Consider the following 23,417-nt stretch of genomic DNA (forward strand, 5'->3'; position numbering starts at 1 on the left):
TGGATGGCGGCGAGCATAATTTTTTTCTCCGGCGCAACGAATGCGCTGACCATCGCGGGCCTAACCCCGAACGATCCATTCAAGGTCGAGGAGATTCTCGTCACGACGCCGCAAGGCAGCGGAAGAATCAAAATCAATCCGTTTGTAATTCCGTCCCATGCATCCCAGACGCCCGGCCATCCACTAGAATCTATCCTGATCGAAGACGCGGATGTCGCGCTCGATCCGTGGAAGCTAAAGTCCTGGAGTCAGATCCAAAAGGACATCAAGTCCCTCAGAGACAGTGCGGCATTCGCGCTGGCCGCAGCCGCCGAAGCTGAACGGGACACGCTGCGGCAAGCGCTTCAAGGCGTATCGATAGACCTTGCGGCTGCAGGCTTTTTCGGCATCAGCGGGATACCGTTCGCAGCGGCCGGAGCTTTCGAGGCCCATCTCGGTATCGACATTGCGGCTTTTGATCCTGGCCAGGACGATACTCCACTGCTGACCGCGACGCTGACCGGAACTGGCCAGATATCGGTGCCGAACCAAATCACCCGCGCTGACGTCCGCTTTGAGGTCTCGCTGACCCGCAACGAAGTGGTCGATCTGCTGCCCTCGATATCGCTGCACCCGCTGCCCCAGTTTCCCGCGCTGCATCTGCGCTGGCCGAAGATCCCGTGGCCCCAACTAAGCTGGCCCGCGCTCGATTTGAGCGGTCTGATCAATCTGTTCAAGTTCGATCTACCGATTCCGAAACTCGATCTCGGCAAGTGGCCGATATCGATCCGATGGGCTACCGCGCCCAAGCCCACACTGGCGATCAACGCGCAGAAGCAGCTGGAGATCACCACCAGTCCGGCGCAGCGCGGCGATGGTACGCTGATCTACGAGAGCGCAGGCCACACTACCGATATCGCTGCGATCAACGGCTTCGGCATCACGCTCGATGCCGCCGGCACATTGTCGCTTGCGGGGAAAGTCATCCCGACCGGCGTGCCCCCCATCGATCTGCCAGCGACCACCATCGAAAAGCCCGACGCGCTGCCGTTCAAGATCGAACTGGCGGCCTCGGAGCTGAGCCTCGCTATGCCCCCGGTCGACCTCTCAAATCCGACGGCGGTGGGCGTCACCGCCACGCTCAACATGCCGCGCATCCTGGTCCGCGCCAAGAACGATCCGGCACTGCTGATCGCCGTTCATGCCGCCTATTCACAGACGTTCGACACCCTTACCGGCAATTCGTCGGGCCAACTGACCGCGCTGGAAATTGTCGAACCCTATCCGGTCAAACTTGTCGCGCTGGCAGCGCAGGAAGCGGCCGATCTTGCCCAGGCGCTGGTCCGGTTCGTGTCGGCGCTCCACGTTCAGGGTCCGAACGTCCCCGATCTGTCAAATGTTCTCAAGGTGCTCGAACGTTTCGCGGACATGATGGCGGCGGCAGTGCGCTGGCTGGCGCAGCAGGCCGGCTCCGCCGCCAGTTCGCTGCTCGGCGTCGCCGAAGCGGTCGCCGAGGTCCTGGCGAAGCTGATGCGCATGCTGTGGGATGCAATCAAGGCCCTCGGGACGAGCGGCCCCGGCATCGCAATCGTCGTGGAGGTGCGGCTCGACGCGCGCAGCTATGCGCTGCGCCAAATCGTCATCACGCCGGCATGGGTCAATGCGCCGGGCGGGAATTTTTCAGGTCAGGAGCTCGGCCTCAGCATCGACATACCGCTGGACTGGCAACCGATGCTCCTCGTCGAGCTGGATGGCTCGCCGAGCGTCGCGCTGATGGCCGTACCGCCGGTAGGTTCACTCGCAACCTTGGGAACCGATCTCTGGCTGTCGCGCGACGCCGGCGTGGAAGCCGTGAGGGATACCGACCCGGACGGCAAACGGGCTGATAAGCGTCTGATCCAAGCCACCGCGAAATTCAATACTACGACGGCGATTGCGGTCATCCGCCTGAGTGGCGGCAAGGCCCAATTCATGCAGGCCTGCAAGGCGACAGTCCAGGCGACGCCGATCATGCCGCCGGCCGGGACCAGCCTGCCCGCGGGCTTGATGGTCGCGCGCATGACGGGCGCGATCACCTATTCGCCGCTCGATTGGGCGAGTGTCGATGTCAACATCGAGGCTCAGACCGACAGGCTGCTGCCGTTCCTTCAATCATCCAAACAGAGTACGCCGAAGTTTGTTGACGCGCTCGGCCAGTACATCCAGGTCACCGCGAAGAAATCTGCTGTTCCGGTCGGAAACGGTGCCTTTGATCTGCCGATCAGCGTGACGCTGAAAATCAAGGACGCAAATGTCGATTTCGATCTCAACGTCCACATCGACCTCACGAATTTCAGCGTACGATTGTCCGGCGGCGATAAGGTCCGCATCTTCGGCGAAGCCAGCAAATCGGATTTCAGTTTGCTTGGCCTGAACGGCAACATCGTCCTGAATGCGCCCAGAAGCGCCGATTGGCCTGCCGGCAAATTTCCGTTCTTCGGGCTGGATTTCTCGAGCGGCGACGTGCGCCTCTCACTGGCTCCTGAGGCGCGGCTCGACCTTGCCTACGGCCAGGTGGCCAGCGGCGGCCGCGGCATCGTGTTTCATGTCGATGAGCTCGGAATGTCGCGCAGCGGGCTCGACCTGGCGGCCAAGGTCGACCGTGACACTCCGGTGCAACTCGCCGGCGTCGACATGCCGTTCCGCTTCGATGGCGGCGGGCTCTCGATCAAGAACAGCGAAATCCAGGCATTTTCGATCAAAGGCTCCGGGCAACTGCCTCCTGAACTGGTCGGCGAAGCCAACGCCACGATTTCCATCTCGATGGGAAGGGGAAGCGACGGCTCGCTGATTGTGCAGAGCGCCGAAGCCAAACTCGACAAGGCCAACGATCCGATCGTTTGCCACGCCACACGGTTCGTGCTGACTATCACCGCGCTTGGCCTCGAATTTCAGAACTTTACCGGCAATGGCGCCGGCTATCATTTCTACTTCACCCTGACTGGGACCGCGGTATTCCAGCCACGGGAGGGCGAATTCACCGACGGGCTGCTGAAATACCTCGGTAGCATTACCATCACCCTGGACAAGGCGCCGCTCGCTCGGGATTCGTCGATGCTGCTGCGCGCGATTAAGTTCCAGGTCGCCGTGGTTCCGGCCAAGCGATTCAACTTCTTCAATCTATTCAACTTCGAGCTGCGCGGCATCGGATTCCATCCGGCTTCGCCGGCGTTCGGCGGCAAGCCGGCATTGTCGATTTCCGGACAGGTCAATTTCGTCGAAGCCGGCGATATCGTCAGCCCGAGAATTGATTTTCACGAGCTATGGATCGCGCCGCCGAAGGCTGGCCAGTCACTCCCGCAGATCCGGTTCGACGGATTGACGCTCGGCATACGCTTCGGCGGTGCGGCATCGATCGAAGGCACGGCGATGACCGTGGACGATACCTTGCCGAGTCTTTACTCGCCGGGCGCACTTCCAAAGGACGTCACCGTCCACGGCTTCCTTGCTTCCGGCAAGCTGACCATCAAGGGCTGGGGCGCTATGTCCGCCGCGATGGGCTTCCTCGAGCTTCGCAAACCGGGCGGCGATTTGCGCCAGGCGTTTTTCCTTTATGGCGAGGCCGACGACCTTTCGATCGAAATACCGACCCCGGTCGGTCCGATCTATCTTCGGGAGGTCGGCTTTGGCTTCGGCTACCGCTTTACGCTCGCCGCCTTCAACCGCGCCGATCAGGTGACCAACGTCAAGGACCTCATCAAAGTCCTGGACGACATATCCAAATACCAGGGCAACCTTGCCTCGGTAAAATCGTGGGAGCCGGAGGCGGAGGGCAATCGCGTCACGCTGGCGCTACGGGGCTTGATCACGATCGAGAGCGCCTCCGAGGAAACCGAATATAACGCCGACGGCGAAAAGGAGCTTCCTAACCCGATCCTATTCGACATCGTCGCAGCCCTGCGCAGCGACTTCACCTTCTTCTTGAACGCGCGGGTCTGGATCGCACGCAACTACGCTGACTGGCATGATTCCAGTGTCAATGATGGATGGCGCAACAACCCGACCCTGCGCGGTTATGTCTACCTTTCAGTCCCGCGCAAGGAGTTTCTCGGGCGCCTAATCGCCGATGGCACCGGCGACGTCGAGGGTACTCATCCAAAACTGCCGGCGCCGCTCGTCAAGGCCATGAAGAACATTCGGTGGTCGGCGACGACATACATCCGTCCCGGGCTGTTCCACCAGGAATTCGGCTGGCCTTACGAACTCGGTTTCACGTTCGAGGAGAGGCAGAGCGGCGGCAGCTTCCAGATCGTCTGCGAGGGCGGGCTGATCAACCGCATCGAGGACGGCTCGATGCTGTATGGCATCGCCTTCCGCGCCCGAGGTTACGCCCAATTTGGCGGCCAGGTCGGCGGCCGCTCGTTCGGCGCTTCTGTGGCGGCGCGCGCGGACTTCGCCATCGATGCAAAATTCATTGCGTACATCTCGGTCAAGCGCTTCAGCGAAACACTGTTCTACGGCTCGATCGCTTTCGACATCTCGCTTTCGCTGCAGGTTCGCGTATGGCTCGAGTTCAGTGTCGGTTTCACCGACATCCATCTGGAAGTCGGTTTTTCGATTTCGCTGACGATCTCGATCGCACTTGAGGCCGCCGCCACGCCGAACAGCATCGCAGCGCGTGGTGCGGCATCGGTTGCCGTCGGGGCGTTTGGTCGTCACATCCGGCTGGGTATCGGGTTTGCGATCAATCCCGGACGCCTCGACGAGGCACGGGCGCGCGTCGAACGCTTCATGCAGCTTGGCCTTACGGTTGCGATGCCGGACGCTGAAAAGGGCATCGCGCCGCCGGCACCGGAGCTGCCGCGCGGACCTAGTGCAGCCGATGCCGACCAGGCTGCCAACGACGCGCTGGACAAGCACGACGCGGTGACCGCCCCCGCACCCGGCGCGGCCCCGACCGCGCAGGGGCGGCCGCTGCAGCCGACCGCGTATTGGGCGATGCTGTTTCCGGTCGCCGGCGACCAAGGCACCGGCGACGACGAGCGATTTGTGATGGTCTTCGTGCCCCGGGATCACACCGAAACCGGATTGGATACCAACAAACTCCCGACCAGCAGAGATGGCCAGTCCTTCAGCAGCTTCTACCCACCGCCGACGATTTTCGAGTCGGGCGGCGGTGTTTACCCGACGGCGCTGCGCATATCGACGCGAACGAAAGCAGACGGCACTCCTTTGATGACGCCCGTCGATCTGTTCCGACTTGATGCCGAGTCAGGCAAGCAGCCTATCCAATTCGGAACCCCTCCGGCAACTCCCGTGCCGCTGACTTACAATCTGGACTGGAAGATCGCCGTGTCCGGCGGCGAAGCGCTCCCGATGGGCCGGTTCCTGTCGCAATGTTTCATTCGGCAGCCAAACGCGGCCGGCGCGGCGGATCTGAACGAGCCGTTGAATACGCATATCAAGGCTGACCGCGAGAGACTGCCGGATAACCGCGAGTCCGCCGCTCAAGTGCTCACCGAAGCGGGCCGAGATCAGATCAATCTCGGAATCGAATATCGCGCAGCCAACGATATCGAGGAACGACGCTCGGCCGCGATCGCCTCGTTGTGCGATTCCGCAGCCAGGCTTGCGGCCGGCGCCGATGCTTCCTGGCAGGCGGGCGCGGCTGAGGTCGGGCTGGACATCCGGACCATGGGAATTGCCTTTGTCGTGAAACGAGGCGACATCGACAAGCTGTTCGAACGGGCTTCAGCCGACGATCTTCCGCGTGTCGCAAATTTCAACGTGGATTCCGCAGTCAGCTCGATCGTTCCGCTCGATGGCAACGTCCATCTCTTCAATCCGCCGGAACGGATGTTCAGGGAGCGCGCGCCGAGGCTGGCCGATCCGGTCATCGAAGCGACCGCGAGCGGCATCCGGCTCGACTGGGACCTCGAGCCCGCATTCGGCGCATCGACCGGTGTGTGGAACGACCCTGAATTCAACCTGAAGCACTACCGGATCGAGCGCGTCGTAACGACGCCGGATAGCGTCGACAGCCAGTACAAGCCGATGCGCATCACGACCAAGGCGGCCGGTCCCATGCGTCTGGTGCGCGACCCGGTCACCGCCAATTTCGTTTGGCGTTTCGTGCGACCCAACGCGCAATTCGTCGACGATCTGTCTGACCTTCCCGATGAGCTGCGCCGCTTGCTGCTGCCGCCGTCGAACATACCCGCGAGCAAGCCGGGCGGACCACCGGCGAACATTCCGAACCCGCCACCCAATGTGCTGCGCTACGTCGTTGTGCCGGTCGACACGGCCGGCACAGATGGACCGCCGACGCCGCTGGTGTTGCAAACCGAAGCGGTCAAGCCGGCGCGCAAAAGTGTCAGCCGTGCGGTGCTGCATTTCGAATATCGCGGCAGCAAAGACCAGGTAATCGCCGACGTTACCTCGACGGCCTCCTTCATACCGACCTTTACGCTCGGTATCGACGACGCTGCCGACCACCCGGCCGCCGACCCGAAGAAGCGCAATGACCTGAAGTCGCCGCGCTCCTACGTCGTGCGGGTCCGGAATGAACTTGCGGTTCCGATCGGGCTCTATGGTTCGGATGCGGTGAGCGACGCCCGTGCACGGCCGTCCGCGGCCGACTTCGCGATCAAGCGCCCGACAGACCGGGATTTCGTCATCACCTTGACCGATGGAGTGCTGCCCGGACCCGACGCAGGCAAGGTAAAGGAGCCGAGCTTCGACGACCCGACCGGGGTCGTGGCCGCGGCATTGCCGCCGAAGCCGGGGTACATGATTGATAACCTGGATGGCTTCAGGGAGGCCATCGGAGCAAAACGGACAGCGCGGAATCGGCTCGACAGCGGACCGATCGGCGTTCGCTTCGCGATCCAGCCCAAGCTTGACCTCGGCCTTAAAGGCGTTGAGCCGCCGTGGTGCCCGATGGACGCAACGATCCTGATTGATCTGACCGGCGTCGCTACCAAGGACAATTTACCGGCGGTCGCCGCGCCGGTCGAAGTATTCGAACACCCGGTCAAAATCGAGTCGGCGCCGTTGCTGTCGGAAGATCTCGATGGGGACGCCGGCCGGGTCACCATCCTGCACCCCGACAAGGATGCCACCCTTGCCCAATTGCTCGGCTGGAACGACGGCTCAACAGGTACGCCGCCGGTTCGGCGCATGCGCGATGCTGCGCGCCGCGTCGCTACGAAGGTTCGATGGAACGCCCGGCCCGCCGCATCAGACACGCTGGCCGCGGACCATAGTGCCAAGCGGTCTGCGTTGTACTTCGGTGGATACGACATTTTCGAGCTCGATGTCGCCGGCGAAGCCGAAGGCGCCACCAGTGCCCCGGCGGCGCTGAGCCTGCGTTACCCATTCAGTAATTCCACCGTGGATGCCAATCCTGGCACCGCACTGCGCATCCACACCGTAGATGGCACGATGGATGCGATCTACGTCGGCGGCGATTTGGCGGCGCTGGACCGGCTTGACGATTCCGGCGACGCTGCCAAAGGCCAGATCCGCCTAGTCCAGATCGACAATCTGGCGAACGCCCTGACCTTCGATCTCAAATTATGCGTGCGCGCGCGCGGCTATCGCAAACTCATCGTCGAGCCCGTACGCGGCAAGCCTCCCTTCGCCAATGGCAAAATTCTGGCACTGATTTTCACACGTGATCCTCCCGCAGGCCACCTGGCGCGCGTTCAAGGCTTACCGCCGTCGCTGGCGCGGCTCGATCCAGCCGAAATCATTGATTTCGCCAAGCTCGAGGCGCACTATCCAAGTGAAACCAGCCGGCTGTTGGCGTCGAGCTCCATAAGGCAGGGCGCGTGGTATTCACCTGCGGAATCCTTCCTTGTCTGGCCGGAGCGGATCTTGCGCCGCTCGCTGGCGATCAATGTTGACGAGCCGCTGTTGACCGAACTGCTCTCCAACGGTCGGCCTGAACGCATTGCCGTTGCACTCAAGATTAGCGATCAACTCAGCGGCGAGGTGCGGCGGCTTCTGGCCGACGGAGCCGAAGAAATCCTGCATCCGGAAGGACTGAAGGCACAATGGACCGCCGCGGTCTTGCGCGAACTCTTTCAAAACCTGGTCTGGAATGCGAACGCTCCGGATATTCGCGCGGCATTTGAAGCGAACCCCGCACCGTTCCGCAACGCGCGCATCACCGTCCGGGCCCTCAAACCCGGCGCGACCGGCGCGCCGGACATCGTGCTTGGTAGCACCGACTGGCAGATCGATCTCGACCCGCCCGTGCATCCCGTGCTCGCCGACGTCATCGACTGGGCGCGATATCAGACCGCGCCGCGCCTCAGGCTGCGATACCCTCAGTTGGATCTGGCCAAGCCGGCTATAGAGGCGATCGAGACGTGGCTATCCGACCCGGCAACCAACATCGGACCCTCGGTCCAATTCTCCATCGCAGACTGGAGCGGCCTGGTGCCGGCGCTCGGCTTCCAACTCGGCCAGGACTTCCAGTTCCCGCCGGCGGGTCAAATCACCGAATTACGGCTCGAAGTTCCGAAAGGGAAAACGGCAGCCAGTCGGACCGACATCGTCAACCAGATCATGACCGCGATCAGTCGGCTGGCCCTGCGACTCGACGGCGTACAAGTCGCAGCACTTGGCGCGCAGCAGGCGGCGGCGAAACTCGTCATCAATCTCGGCGCAACACCAGGTACGCCCGGTCCAGGTCCACAGCCGTTCAAGATCGCGGCGCAGACCAGGCCGGGACCGCGGTATCGCCGTTACGAACCGGTTCTGGAGCAATCGCCCAAGATCGGCGCAAAGGAGGTCGCAGGCTGGTTCGATGAAACGCCGGTGCAGCGCGATCCCTACGGCTGGAGTATCATGCGCAGCCTCGGGCTCGCCGCGGGCCTCAAGCTCTACGACACCGAGGCCCGTGACTATGTCCCTCCCGCCGATGCGCTGGAGATCCTGCGGACCGCCTTTGATGAGATTCTGCGGAGATATCCGCTGACCGATTTCGGCTCGCCGTTCGTCGATATCGTCACCCACGCCGGCGGGACCATGTCGCTGGCCTCGTTCGACGGCGGCATGAGTGGCGTTGCGGCCAACGAAGTAGCTGCGCTTCTTGACGATAAGGCGTTGTCGCTGGTCCAGATTTCGCTGCGACCGACCGTCGATAGATTTGCCGGCGCTTGGGTCGACAGCGGCGATGAAAGGGGCGGAAGCCGCCAGCCGATCGATAAGGTCGTGGCGTACTTCGCCATCAAGTCAGCCTTCCCGGACCGTACCGACAAGGCGAAAATCCAAATCGATCTGAACGGCCTCAATCCTGCCCAGGGGCTGGTGGCCATTGCAGAGGTTATCGATCTTTCGTCCGGACTGGCGAAACCCCCGATCGTGACGTTGATCGCCAAGGCCGATACCGGCGATGCGGTCAAGACCTTGCGCGAGGCCATGCTCGACGGCGCCGGCGAGCAGCAAACGCTCGAAATCGACGCTAGCAAACTCAAGAAGGGCGACATTGCAGCCCTTGCGCGCGTCACCGTCAACCTGGCCGATGCAGCGGCCGTGTTCGGCCAGCCTACCGGCGCGGCATGGGTCACCGGCGCCGACATCGAGCAGGTCGCATCACCCGACGATTGCAAGGTGCAGCCTTTCGGTCGCTTCCCGGAGATGACGGCACGGCGGTACAGCGCACTGGCCGGGCCGGGGGGGCACAAGTCCTTGCTGGACGCAATCAAGCGCTTCCGCAGCTACGCGCTGCGCCGCCTGCCGGATGGGTGGCCAAACGCAACCGACGAGCCGACCGTGGTGGCGCGTATTCCCGAATGGACGCGGCGCTTCATCGAACACGGGCCTGCGTCGCGGCCGGAGCGGACGAAGATGCCGTTGTTCGCGATCGCCGAAGTCACACGCCCGGATCCTTGGCGCGTCGGCGTGGCCGGTGACGGCACGATGGAGGTATTGTTCACGCATGACGACCGCAAGCGGCGCTTGAAGCGGTACGCGGTACGCCCATACGGAAGGTACGAGGCTTTCACCGATGCGCTGACCCACGCGACTGACCCCGACGTTCCGCCAAAGCCGCCGCGACTCGGCGGCGCTTGGGTCGACGTGCTGGCTGACAGCACCGACGCACAACAAAAGTTCGAGAACAATTGGAGCCAGCGATTCTTCGACGTTGTGATCCCGCGAAGCGAACCTTTGGCGCCTCCGGTCCTCGTCGATGCCCGGCGCATCGAGATTCTGCCACCGACCGCCGCCACCGATCCCGCGCCGCGCAAGGTGCTCGAGTTTCTTTACTCACGACATCCGGAAGAAGTTCTTTCCGAGGCCAACGTCACCGTCGAGGGCGCGTTGTCGTTCGAGACCGTCTCGTTCGGCTTCTGGCGTGAATTCCCGATGCAGAGCTGGGCCAACGACCTGCAAGCGAATATCGACACCACGGAGGCGTTTGGCGGCTGGGACCATCGCCCTGCCCCGTTCAAGCTGATCGACAGCAGCGACGAGTTCGGCGGACTTGCGCAATTGCCTCCGCCGCAGGGCAAGACCGACTTTGTCCCCGGCCGCTACACTGATGGCTGGCGTGGTGCTCTAGCGCTACGCACCGAAGCGCTTCCGTTCTTCTTCCGCACCCATGTCGCAGCATTTGCCTCGGCCGGCGTGGTGGTGTCGGAGCCGGTCGTCGCGACGATCGAGGAAGGGCACTACGAACTCGCGTTGCCGTGGAGGCCGAGCGTCCCGCCCAAGCCTGGTGACATCAATGCTCCCACTCCGCCGCCTGACTGGTGTGTCAAAAGGCTGAACAATCCCGATCGCGTCTGGGTAACCTTCCGTCTTCCCCTTGCGCGGTTGTTCGATTCGATGCCGCAGGACTCGCGGAAAGTCTGGTTGCAAGCCAACAATATTCCCGACGTCTTCATGTTGCCCGATCCAGTGGCGCGCTATGAGATCGGCGTTGTCGCGACTGATGACGCCGGGCTGTCGGCCGCATCGGCTGAACTCGACATCATCGGACAGCAGCGGCCAGTCATACCAGTGCCCGGGCAGCCGGCCGCAGCATCCGGCTACCGGATGAACCTGGTCGGCCCCTTGTTCGACCCGTCGTCGCCGACGTCTCCCCCCGTCGAGCCGCCCGCCGTCAACGGGATATGTTGGAAACTCTATCCGTCGGTGCTGGTAAAGGGCGACGCGACGCTGCCATCGGAAAAATTCGCGCCATCGATCGCCACGACGGATCCTACAAGCGGTGGCGGCGACCCGTTGCGCAAATTCGTGCTTGCGCCGGAAGATTTTGGCGCGGCCGGAATCTGGCCGGTCGTTGCGCCGACCACGACACTCACCTTCGAAGTGCATGTCCCCGCCGTCAACACTGGCTGGCCGGCCTTTACCGCAGCCGTCGCGGCGTGGCGCGATGTCTATCAAGACTACCGGGCCATTGTGAAAGCCAAGGACATTTGGGAATTCCTTGATCTTTGGGCCCGCACCAATTGGCCTCCGCCGGCAGACCAGCCGAGACAATTCACCACCGCCGCGTTCGCCGCGGGTCTTCCGTGGCCATCGACCCTGCCGGCCGACGTCAGCACCACCCAGACTGGCGGATGGACATGGCCGACGCTCGCCAGTAGCGCCGGCGGCATCACGCAGCGCCAAAGTGTCCGTGCTCTCATCCCAAGGACCGGTTACAACGCGGCAGATTTCAAGACCATGATCAGCGGACCCATTTGCGCCGAAATGCGTCGCGTCGTTGCCGCGCGCAAGGAGGCCAAGAGCCGCTTTGCGAACTATTCGCCGCTCAACACCGTGTTGCCGGCCGATCCAGCCGTCCTGCCGGCGTCCGGCTCCATCGCAAAGGCGGCCTATCGCCTCGCCACCACCAAGACGCTGCCAAGTTCTGTCGATGTGATTGTCGCGATCCCGATCACTGTCGATACCCGCGCGGCAGGTACGTACGCCAAGATCAACGCACTGATCCTGGCGGTTGAAGCCAGGGATTTCACGGCAACCGCCATTCTCGATCTCGGCGCCTTTGAGGACGGGGTTGCCGCCGTGCTGGAGATGCATCTGCCCTGTCAAGCACTGTCCGACCCGAGCATTGTCGCAGCACTGGGGGATCTCGATGGCAACGCCATGGCAAGGCTCCGCGTCTGCTCGCTATTGCTGCGGCAGCCACCTGACGACGGAGAGCGCAAGTCGATCATGGATGCGATCAATCAACTCGCGTCTGATCCGCAAGAGGACAAGGCCGGCCTAGTGAAATTTGTGGACCGCTGCCTTGCCGACCAGATTTTCGGCAGTGGGCGATCGCCGCGCGTGAAAGTCTACCGCGGCACAGCCGTACCGTTGTTTGATCCAATCGCAAGAGCAGGGGCGTAGCGATGGCTGGTCGCATGACCGCATTTCGCCGGGTAGGCATCGACGGGCCTGACTATGGCAGCAACGGAGCGCTGTGGCAGGCCTGGCTCGATCTCGGCTCGCAACCCAAAGCGGCCGACCAACCGCCGCGAAATAGTTCGATCCGAGTGATCTTGCAGGCCGCGCGCGCCGATCAGGTACCCATCCAGGATCAGGCCGACGTCCTGTTCCAGGAACCGATGTTGCTGGCGATGGCGGCAACAACCGTCGACTTCCGCAACGACCCTGGCTCGGCGCCTTCTATCACGATCGGAAGAGCGCAATTCACGCCGCTCGCCCTCGCCGATTTGTCGCCGTTGCCGGCGGCGGCCGGCGTGGCTGGACCGCCGCCCCGCCCTTCCCGCTATTCGGATTTGAGGGTGGCGCCGAAAACCGCATGGCCGCCGCGGCCGGACGGATTCGTCAAGATCGACAACGTATTCGAACTTGCCGCGCCTCAGCTTCGCGCTACACGCGGCCGGATTCCCGTCGCCTGCGCGCTGGATGCCGAACCGAAACCTAGCGTCGGCTACGCGCTGACCAAACAGCTGTCAATCGAATGGGCGACGCCTGGCGACTACATTCGAATCTTCGGCGGGCTGTTCATCCGGCGGCGGAAAACCGCAAAGCCCATCCCCGGCCATACCAAGGTCTCGGATGCCATCACCTTCGATCTTACGCCAGACGGAGTCGAATTCGACGTCCTCGCCCCCAATCCGTTCGGAACCAGCAATGGTGACCGATTGCCGTTGCGCCTTCGTCTGGTTCCGGTGGAAATCGGCAACGGACTGACCGGCCTGCAACTGGACCTGATCGATCCAGTTTCGGATTCGGCATCGTTGATCAAATTGAAAGCCGGCCTGAACTGGATGTCGCGCGACCTCACCGATCGAGGCGGCTGCATCTCGCTGCAGGTCGATACTTCCGCCCTTCCACCGCTGGCCTGGCCGCTTCAGGTCAAAGGTGAACCGGCTGCGCCGGTCTGGGTGTGCGACAATCCGGCTGCTGTGCCCGGCGCGGATCTGATTCCGTCAATCCGCATGCTTGAAGACGCGGTGGCCGCTCGGCTGCTGACGCGCGAGGACTATGGCGGCGGCGAACCCGGCGTCGCCGAGCTTACCGGTCACAGGGCCACCCTATCCGCACGCAGGGGGACCGATCCTGTTGTCCTGACCATCACATCGCAAGCCGAACGTCCGGCCGCGCTGGAAGAAGCTGCCACGGCATCGCCCACTATCCTGCTGACATGGAGCGAGGCCGCCAAGCCGCCGTTCAATCCGGACAAGATAGAGGTCAAGCCGTTTTCGGGAATTGTCGACGCCTCTCCGCTCGCGGCGCGTCTCGGCGAGGTCTGGGCGGTATCCGGCGCCATCGCCAGCGGGACGCGGCCGCCCTATGCTTTCATTGCGCTCGAACGCGGCTGGGTTCAGATGCCGCTTCCCCCCGCGCCGAAGCCCGATGATCCACCGCCGGTCAAGCTGCTCGCCGCAGGCTCAGCGTTCCGCGGCTTCCTTCGGGTTGCGGTCGATGCCGGCGGCTCCACCGCACGTGCCGACGATCCGACGCTGCCGGGTCTGGAAATCGTCGGCGCGCAAAGCGTCAACGCCACCGTGATCTGGAAGAAGCCGCTCGACACCGCTCTGCCGCGCAGCATCGCCGTTGCGGTAAATGCTGCGGCCGGAACGCTTGAAGGCGTATTGTGGGCGGGCGAGGCCAGTCCTTCGCCGACCGAAATCTTGCCGCCGCTGGACGCCGGTCCGGCTTCCCTGACCAGCGCTCCAATTGCATTCGGTGTCAGCGGTCCGACAAACTGGCAAGTCCAGGTGGCCGGCTTCCGTGAAAAAGGCGTTGGGTCGATCAGCTTTAGGCTGCCGCTGTTCCCGTCTGCTGTGGATCCCCTGCTGGTCTGGCAGCCGCATCAGACCCTTGCGCTGGTCTCATCGGTATCGATGACCAGAACTGCCGAAAGCGCCAAGCGGCCCTCGGCAACACGCGAGCTGGTCCCTGCCGAAGTGATCGGCAGCCCGACCACACCGTTGACATTGACTTTCGCCACCGACACCGACGGCAACGCGCTACGGCTGCCGTACATCGATACACTGCCGTTGAATACGACGGCCTATGGCGACGGCCGCTGGCGCTGGCCTTGGCCACCGCAGCGGGCCGTGGCGCCCGGGCCGTATCCGTCATCTCCCGAAGAAAGCGCGGGCGTGGCGCTGGCTTCGCTGACATTGCCGGGCATCGAGTTCACGCCTTCGGCGGATGCAGCCACGCCTGTGTCGAGCAGCCAGATGCGGGTGTCACTCCGCTACGACTTGCCGGTGCTCGACGAGCTGTTCGCAGATTCCAAGGCGCCGGAGCCGAAGGTGCCGATTTCCGGTGACGCGAAATCGCAAGCCGGATCGTCCGATGCGGCGCCCGAGAGCCCGAAAAGGATCGACACACCGCCAACGGCACTCGATCTGGCGCGGCTATCCGGCGTGTGGTTCGAAAACGCACGACGATTGGCGCGCGCACGGACCGAAGGCGATCGCGTCGTGCTTCGTGAATTGCAAGATCAAGACCACAAGCCCGTTGTTGAACTTTGGCATCGGTTAAGCGGCGTAACCGATGGCATCGTTCGCGGTATCGCAGAGCCGTATGTCTGGAAGCCGCCGACATTCGGTTTCAGTGCTCTGCCTCCGGCACCAAACGTTGACGTCCATCTCGGCGCTTATATCCTTGGTAACACTTGGCAGTATGGACCCGCGGCGCTGGCTGGCCTGCCCGACACTAACTTCACAATTCCCACGACCGGCAATGAACTGAAGCCCTCGACGGCGCCCGGTCCCGGCCAGATCGAGGTGAAGGGCTTCGCAGCATCTTCTTTCCCCGTCGCCTTCACGTCACCCGGTTCAGCGACGCCCGTGACCCAGCCCAACCATCTGCAAGACGCGCGTGGCTTGTCGCTCGCGTTGGTTCCGGATCTGACTTCGCCTCTTCAAACTAGCCGGACCGCGGCGCTGCGTGCGGCGCCCGACGACCTGGCCCTGGTGCTGGCAACGTTGCGCAAGCCGGTCAAAGTCATGGTCGGTGACGTCGGTTGCAGTTTCTGGTTCCGTGACCTGCCGCTCAAGACGGACGCCGGCCAGCTGACCTTCGATACCTCCGGTGGTCTTGAAACCGGACTCGGGCCCGATCCCGCCGCCATCAATCGCAACCGGGTCACACGCACGGTGTACGAATGGGGTTTCTTCGGTCCGCAAGAAGAGAGACCGCCGGGGGGGAAATCGTGGAACCAGAAAAAACCAAAGCGCGGTCGGTTTGAGTTCGACTTGGCTGGTCCTTTGTCCGCCCGACCGTTACGTCTGCTCAGTGTTGACATCGCTTCCGCTGGCGGTGTGCTGCAGTTCGAATTGCTGGCTTCCGTGCAATACAAGTCGCCTCCTTCCGACGACAATGACACCGCGCCGTTCGCCGCCGAAGCGATCTATGCGACCGGCAATCTTGTGCGGCTGACGTTTGGGCCCGGATCGATGCCGGACGGTAGTCTCGCCCTGACCAAGATGATTCGGATCGAAATCAAGGATCCTTCGGATCCGACCATGGTCTCCGACCCGTTCGTTCCGCCGTCCAAGGTTGATCCAAAACCCGGCGACAAACCGAAGTCGGTTTCTCTGGTGTCGGATGTTGAGGTACATCACGGGCCCAATCAGGCTGCCTCGAAGACCTCGAAAACACGCTTGAGCCTCGATTTCCATTTCACCCGGGACGTCCAGAACAGTAAACCCGACATCGCGTCCGCCAACCTTCGTGTGCGTCTGTTCGGACAGGACTGCAATCTCGACACCACTGATGCGGGCTTCAATCCGCCCGGATTGACCGCGTCATTCAGCGCTTCGCCGGTAGAAGGCATCCTGAACCTCAAGAAGATGGAACTGATCTGGCCGGAGCGCGGCGGTCCGATGCTTTATCTCGCCGACGGCGACCTCACCGTTCCGCTACGCAACGCGAATAGCCCGCCAGTTTTCAAGCGCAACTTTACCAACGGTACGCTGCAATGGCTTGGCCTCGGATCTCGCCCCGCCGATGGGGCGGAATCGATCGATCACGAAACCGGGGTGGTCACGATCGAAGTCAAGGACAAGATCGCCGGCCCGGTCGACGGGCAGCAACCTCCGATGCTTTTCCGCGGCTTCCATCTGCCGGCCGGGACGTTGCAGGGGGTGGTGGCCGTCGTATTCCCGAAAGGACATGCCGTCGAAGGCCAGAAATGGCCGACATGGCCAACCCCTGCGCTCGGCTCGGCCTTGGTCGAATTCGCGTTTGACGCCGATACGTCGACATCGCCGCAACGGATCACCGCCATCCGGCATCGTCACAGCGGCGCCGCGGCAGTTGACGGCAACCCGGTGCGCTGGACCTCGCGGTTGTTGTTCGACGCCGCATTTGCGGCGCCGGGCCTCGACATCAGTTCGGTTTCGTGGCCCGTCGGCTACGCGACGCCGAGCCGCGTCACGTTCGATCCCGATTCCTCCGTGCCGGGGGACTGGCCGGCAACGCTGACCATGCGTGGCAGCGGCGACCCGCTTGCAAAGCTGATGCTCGCGCACAAGGTACAACCGCGGCTTTGCGCACATGAATTGCCGACGGACATCCTTGTTGCCAACGGGAACGCCGTGCTCCTTGGCAGGTCGTGGTCGTTCCGAGCTGTCGTCGATCACACATTGACACCCGTGAAGGGAGCGTGGCCGGGTGCGCCAGCCACGCTGGCGAACACTCCGCTGATATGGACGTCAATCGATGAAGTCATTATGTTCGACATGCACGGGCTCATTGCGGCGGCAAATCTGCAGCCGGATCCGGCGCGAGATCGATACGCATTCCTCGCGCGCTACAAGGACTCCGCGCTGGACGCCGATGTCCGCATAGCCGGCGTGGTTCGCCGCGCGCTTGCTGATGCAGGCTTCCCCGTTGAATATGTCATGCAGGCGCTGAAAGGGACCGTCGCACCGGACTCGCTCGTTCTCACCGGCGCTGCACTGACCGAAGTCGTGACGTCGCTGGAAACGCCGAACCGAGGCGTCGTGCTTGTCCCCCAATGGATCCTGCCATGGTCGCCCCTGTCCAGTTCTCCGGGGGGAGACGCGAACGGCGAGGCCGCCCTTGGTGCGCTGAAAGCCTGTCCGCAAACCCACACCGACAACGGCGATCGCGTTTACAATATTGCTCTGTATGACGCGACAGCCGGCACGCCACGGTCGCTGGAGGGACCGCCGCCCAGTTCGTGTGCGGTTCAGGACGGAACGCAAAGTCTGCTTGAAACACTGATGTCTTCCATCGTGGGCGGCGGCAAGGCCCGCGCGATGGTCGCCGTCGATCAGGCCATGCTAGTGCCAAAGACCGCGGCCGTTCCCCCGCTGTCCCGGCCGCTTTTCCCGCGCACGCTGCTGGCGTTGAGTGCGGTGGCGGAAGCCTACGGCAAGGCGCTGAGCAGCAATCCCGTGCCACCATTTGTCCGGCGGATCAGTTGCTTGACGGCACGGGAGGTACCCCTTGACGGTGTCCGTGCTTCTGGCGAGGTCAGGTTTACGGTGACGGCATGGCCCCCGAATTCGCCGCCCCTCGATCCTGCCGCGCCGGCGGTGACACTTATCGTGACCGACGCAGCATCGGTGCAAAATGACTTTCTTCCCGCCGCGCTTGCCGCCACGCTGGTCGATTCCGCCAGCAACCAGGTGGTCCTTGACGGCAAGCAACGCGCCGATGCGTCGATGCGCGCATTCGGGTTGAGCGCGAATCCGCGGGTTCTGATACTCGCCAGCGTCGACAGCAGCTACTTGACGATTCACGATCCTAAATCGTCTCGCGATCCGGATTCGCCGTCGCGGATTCCGCCACCGCACGTTTCGTGGCTGGTTACGCAGCCCGCGATGCCGCTCATGAAGGAGCAGCGGCCGCACGTTTTGCGAAGACTGTCCGATACGATCTATGCCTCGCCGGCACTGGGTTGGCCGCTGGTTACCCGTGCCGATGACACCGCGAAAGCGCAGGTCAGTCTTGGCGAGGAAGAAGTTCGCCGCAACGAGCAGCACGCCTGGGCGGGGCGCGTGCGGGGCTTGGCATGGCCAGCAATCGCATGGAACCGCAGCGCGATTGCGGATGACGAGATCCAGCACGACCCGACCGGCGCTCCTGACCAGACTGTTGAAGGCGGCTATCTCCCGGCCGATGCCGCAGAAATGCGCGAGAGCGCCTTCATCACGGCCGGACAACGGGTTGCATTCCGTCGCCGTGCCGCAAAGAGTCTGCGCGCCCCACCCGACCGGCATTCCGTGCTGGCTCCTCCGCGAGCCCGCGCGCCGACCATTGACGCGATCGCCGCGGCGTTCGGTCAGGCTCGAAATCCGCTGCCTGAAGCCGCCAAATCGGCGGACCGTGCCGGTCTCGCGCCGATGCTTCCGGGCGCGATCGAAGCCACTGTCACCGGACAACGGCCTGGTGTCATGCTCTCGCAGTTTGAGGGCGTACTGCTGACATCGTTCATGGTGCCGTTCGACAAGGATTTCAGCCGGTTCGGTCGCCCGGCCTGGCGTGGACCCCTAACCCTACGCCAGGTTCGAGCCCCGCGATCATCGGCGCTCCCCGAAATCTCCGACCTGGCGATCCGGCGCAAGACTTACCTCTCGATGGACGAGATCGATGGCGCGAAGAATCTGAAAACCTTCAAGGTTGTCGCGGGGCCGGCGCAAGTCGTACGCTTCGATCGCCACCTGACAGGCGATACGCGGAGCCCACATGCCGTGACGATCCGCGTGGAGAATCCAGATCACGGGCGTCTTTCGGCCGATTGGGACGGAAGACTCCGCCTGATCGCAACCGTGCCAACTGATCTGACCGGGCCCGATCCCGCCGCTCACGTCGCACTGGCACGGATCGGCCTCCTGCCTTCACAGACCGAGAAGCGGCGTCCACGGGTTGAGCTCAGGGTTGGGGACATCATTGTCGTATTCACCCAAATGATTTGGGCACCGCTTCCTTCAAGCGGACCCAGACCAACACGCTTGATGATCGATTTCATCGTCGAGGGACCGGCGCGTGACGCGGCGCAGGCAGCCGTCGCGCAGGCGCTTCGCGATTCCTCGGCAGACACACCGGTACGGATAACGATCCGCGGCACGCGGCCCAATCAGGCGAATGAAGGCGATCCGTCGATAAATGGATCCGGCTCTGCACAGCTTGAAACCGGAACCGTCAATCAGCTTCTGCCCGGTCCGCCGCATGTTCTGGTTTTCGACCTGCCGCACATCCCGAGCCGGCAGCGATGGCTGCCAGTCAAGACGTTCACGCTGGCGTTCGGCGATCCGGCCTATGATCGCGAACTCGGCGGCCCAACGTCCAGCAATCAGGTCGGTATCGGAGACGTACCGCACGTCCTTGCGGTCGATCGGGCCGAATATGATCCTGCCGCGACGATCCATTTGGCGTTCTGGAAGCGGCAAAAAGGCCTCAACACGAAGGTCGAAAAGCCTGCGGGCTCCTGGGCGTTGATCGTTCAGGTCGTGCCGGGCGACGGCGGACCGTCGCGATCACTGCAAATCGCGGCGACCGAGGCCAAACCCTCGAACCCCAAATTCCCTGGTTCGCGTTATGTCGTGGAAGGTTGCGAAATCTATGCGATTCCGCTCTCCGCGCTGCGAGAGCCCGTTGATCCGAAAAGCCCGTCGGCCGACGTGCCCGCAAAATTGAAGGCGGGTGACCGGTTGCAGGTCACGGTGAACAACGAAGCAGCCGACAAAGAACAACTGACACTTAATGTCGGCGTCATTGCCCAACCGGTGCTACCACCGCCGGCCGCCACGTATGGGCTCGCAACCCTGCAACGTGTGGACGCTGCCGTCGGCACAACGCTGTTTGCGACGGCGCCACTGCCCCAAGCGATCGAGTATCCCGATCTGCTCAGCGACTTGGTCGCAGGTCACGTTCGCCGGCGCGGAATGTTTCTCTGGCCGTTTGCCGGCAACGGACCGGCAGGAGCGGATTCGGGTCACGCGTTCGGATTTCTCGTCAAGGTGGATCGAACAGGCGGCGGCCAGCTGCCTTCGGCCAAGGCTGACTTCGAGAAATCCGAGAGCTGATCGGAAGGATGGCCGGCGTGCCGATTCGAATACCATCGCATGCCTGCGTACGTCTTCTACGTCGTCGTAAATGACATTGCTTCGATCTGTTTTTTAACTGAGCACATAACGAGGTAAAATGACATACGATCGTACCAAGGCGCTCGCGTACGCCCGCAAGTATTGGACGAAGTCATGCTCTGATGGATACATCGGCGTTCGCGAAGCAACTCCTTACGTTAAGGTTCCGAACGGGACCATCTTCGTCCGCACTGACACTAACGAAACAGCGCGCCGACCAGATGGGATGGAGATCGACAATGTCGATGATTGCGCCCACTTTCTCTCATGCTGCCTTGGACATGAGGCAAACGAGGCCGGCGGCGGACTGCCAATACGCCGGGATTTCCCGTCTGCGATCTATGGGGTCATCAGCGCCCGTCGATTGTTCAGCACACTGACCGAGGACGGATTGATCGAAACAATACTCGAAAAGGCAAATCACACGCAAACTGCGAACAAGCTTTCTCAACTCGCCGCCGGAGATTTGATCTTTTATTGGGATCCATCGGCGAATGCATATGGTCATTCCGCGATGTATCTCGCTGATGCAAAGAAACGAATTGCATGTCATACGCGATGCCGATGCGATCAAACCAACGAAACCGGCCAGGAATGGGATAGCGTCGCTATTACCAATGTCAGCTACACGCTAGCGCGAGTGCGTGACACGGCGCCTCTGGTTGCATAGCGTTCCGTAGACCGGCTGCCCTCGGTTCACTCGTAGCGCCCGCAGGCTCCGGAATACGATAAGCATGTGTTCAGCAGAGGGCGTGCATGATAAGGTCCACAACTACCGCGATGGCCGTTGGTCGGGTAGGACTGGCCGGCTTTCGTCGGAGATCCGGGGATAGACAATGGGACGGCTACGAATTCTCGCGCTTCTTCCAGTTGTGTATTGCTCATCAATCGTTTCGCTCCGCGCGCAGGACGAGCAATGCCGAACGAGCCCAGAACCGCAGTGCCAGTGTGCGTGCCGTGAGGTACGGTCGATCGCATCGTTCGCGCCGCGAGGGACGTGCCGGATCATCGAACCGGGCGGCGGCGCATGCCAGCTTCGCTGGTTCGATGCTGCGCGCGGCAACGACGAAAAGCTCACTGATCCGAATCGAGCCGGGGCAACGCAGCGTCAATTTCTGGATCGCGTGCGCAGCGGCAGCCTGTCGGTCAGAACAAGGGACACAGCATATCTCCGCGTCGATTTTCTTGAAGAGAAAGTGAAGAGCAGCGACATCAAATTGCCGCCTGAGCCAACGCCCTTGGAGACAGCCGCCGCCTATCTCGCCATCGATCCGAACAAGCTCGAGCCAGAACCGCTCCTCATCAGCCTTCTGATCTTGTTGGGACCAGCCGTGTCGGGCCAGGCAGGCGACGCCGTGGCAGCGGCGCTGGTGGACTACCTTGCCAACAACCCCAAGATGATTCTTGCCCGCTTTCAGGCCGAAAAACCAGAGGTCATTTCGGACAAGGCTGGTTCCTTTGAGTTCGTCGACATGAGCGCACGCGGCTGTCTCGAGTTAGTGGTCCGCGGCGAGAAACCCGTCACGTTAATGGTCAAGTCTCCCAGAGCCGTAGGACGCACCCGATGCCGCGAATAGGGTTCCTGGTCTTCATGCTTCTCCTCACCTCGATAGGCTCCGCGGCCGCGATCGGGGTCGAAACCATTCGTAAACATCCTCAAGGCGCGGATGTCGCCTTGGTCTTCGTCCATGGGCTTGGAGGCGGTCCTTGCTCGACCTTCGAAAGCAGCACCACGAATGCCGATGCTGCCGAACGATCCTTCGAATGCCCGCGCTACGAGCCTGGGAAGCGAACGGTGAACGGAAAGCCAGCACTGAGCTGGTTCACAATTTTCGAGCGGGACCACGCGGCAGCACTGCCCGGCGGCAGGACGCTCGGCGATATCGACTTGTATACGGTTAGCTATATGGATGCGGCGCCCGCAACGATTTCTGCGACCGAGATCGGTGAATCGCTCGTACGCAATCCGGAGTTCCTTCGGATTTTGGACGAATACAACAACGTCCTTTTTGTAGCCCATAGCATGGGCGGTATTGTTCTGAGACGCGCCATTGTCCGTCTCCAGTTGAATGGCGAGCAAGCTCGTCTCGACCGGATCGTGGGCCTCGGCCTTCTCGGGTCACCCTCTGAAGGTGCACCGCTCGCTGATTTCGTCAAGACGTGGGGTTGTTGGATTCCAGCCATCTTGCGCAAAGTTTGCTGGGGTGAATACGTCGCGCAATGGTATGGCGCGGGCTGGCACCAGATTACGGACCTGCAAACGCTGGAAGGACACAATCATCTCCTGGCTGGGTTGCAGACGGACTGGGGCTCGGTAATCAAGGCGCGCCAGGGAAAACCCTTTGTCGTATCGTGCGCGTACGAAACGGTCGCAGAGATCCCGGCACTCAAGTTGACTGTCGTCGAGCGCATATATACCCATACCGCCGGATGCTTCGAGCAGGAGCCAATCACTCAGAGCCACATGGCCTTGGCCAAACCGATCGACATTGAAGACAACCGGCATCAGTGGTTACGCCGAACAATCGTTGAGGCGCTCCAGCGTGTCGAGAACTTCAAACTGCGCAACTGGTCGCAGAACGACCCTCTCGGTGCGCTCATCGACCAGATCAATCTCGAGGCCGGACAGCCGCGTCCGTCAGGTGCCTTGGGAGAAACCGTGCGGGTGCGGCCCGAATCCGAGGCAGAAGTCAATGCGCTTCGCCTGAAACCGGACAACCGCGACTATGGCGGTCCGACGTGGGGAGCCCTTTTGAAGTCAATCGCCCGTTATAATTCCTGTTTGAAGGTGCAGTCCGACCGTCAGCGACGAGAGCACGAGGTATGGACCAAAGGCGCAATGGCGTGCCCGAACTCAATCGAAGCAAAGCGCATCTACGCTTGCGATCTACGCTTTTGTTCTTGAGAACAAGC

At 62.3% G+C, this 23,417-nt stretch carries 5 protein-coding genes; all 5 read left to right on the plus strand.

The genetic code is table 11. From position 1 onward, the window contains the following. Window positions 1-3: 3 nt before the first annotated feature. Complete coding sequence (locus tag AAFG50_RS37455) at window positions 4-12,309, plus strand: hypothetical protein (protein ID WP_028175392.1); 12,306 nt, start codon at window positions 4-6, stop codon at window positions 12,307-12,309. Between the two features lie 14 nt (window positions 12,310-12,323). Continuing rightward, entirely contained in the window at window positions 12,324-20,444 is an 8,121-nt protein-coding gene (locus AAFG50_RS37460) for a hypothetical protein (RefSeq protein ID WP_231166597.1), read from the plus strand. A 118-nt stretch (window positions 20,445-20,562) separates the two neighbouring features. Continuing rightward, entirely contained in the window at window positions 20,563-21,174 is a 612-nt protein-coding gene (locus AAFG50_RS37465; protein ID WP_011084384.1) for an amidase domain-containing protein, read from the plus strand. A gap of 166 nt (window positions 21,175-21,340) precedes the next feature. Beyond that, window positions 21,341-22,081 (plus strand): hypothetical protein, encoded by a 741-nt coding sequence (locus AAFG50_RS37470; protein WP_225895087.1) that lies wholly within the window; start codon window positions 21,341-21,343, stop codon window positions 22,079-22,081. Between the two features lie 14 nt (window positions 22,082-22,095). Next, window positions 22,096-23,409 (plus strand): hypothetical protein, encoded by a 1,314-nt coding sequence (locus AAFG50_RS37475; protein ID WP_161170733.1) that lies wholly within the window; start codon window positions 22,096-22,098, stop codon window positions 23,407-23,409. The last annotated feature ends 8 nt before the right edge of the window (window positions 23,410-23,417 follow it).

Origin of the sequence: Bradyrhizobium sp. B039 (assembly GCF_038965675.1) — a bacterium.
Taxonomy (GTDB): Bacteria; Pseudomonadota; Alphaproteobacteria; order Rhizobiales; family Xanthobacteraceae; genus Bradyrhizobium; species Bradyrhizobium diazoefficiens.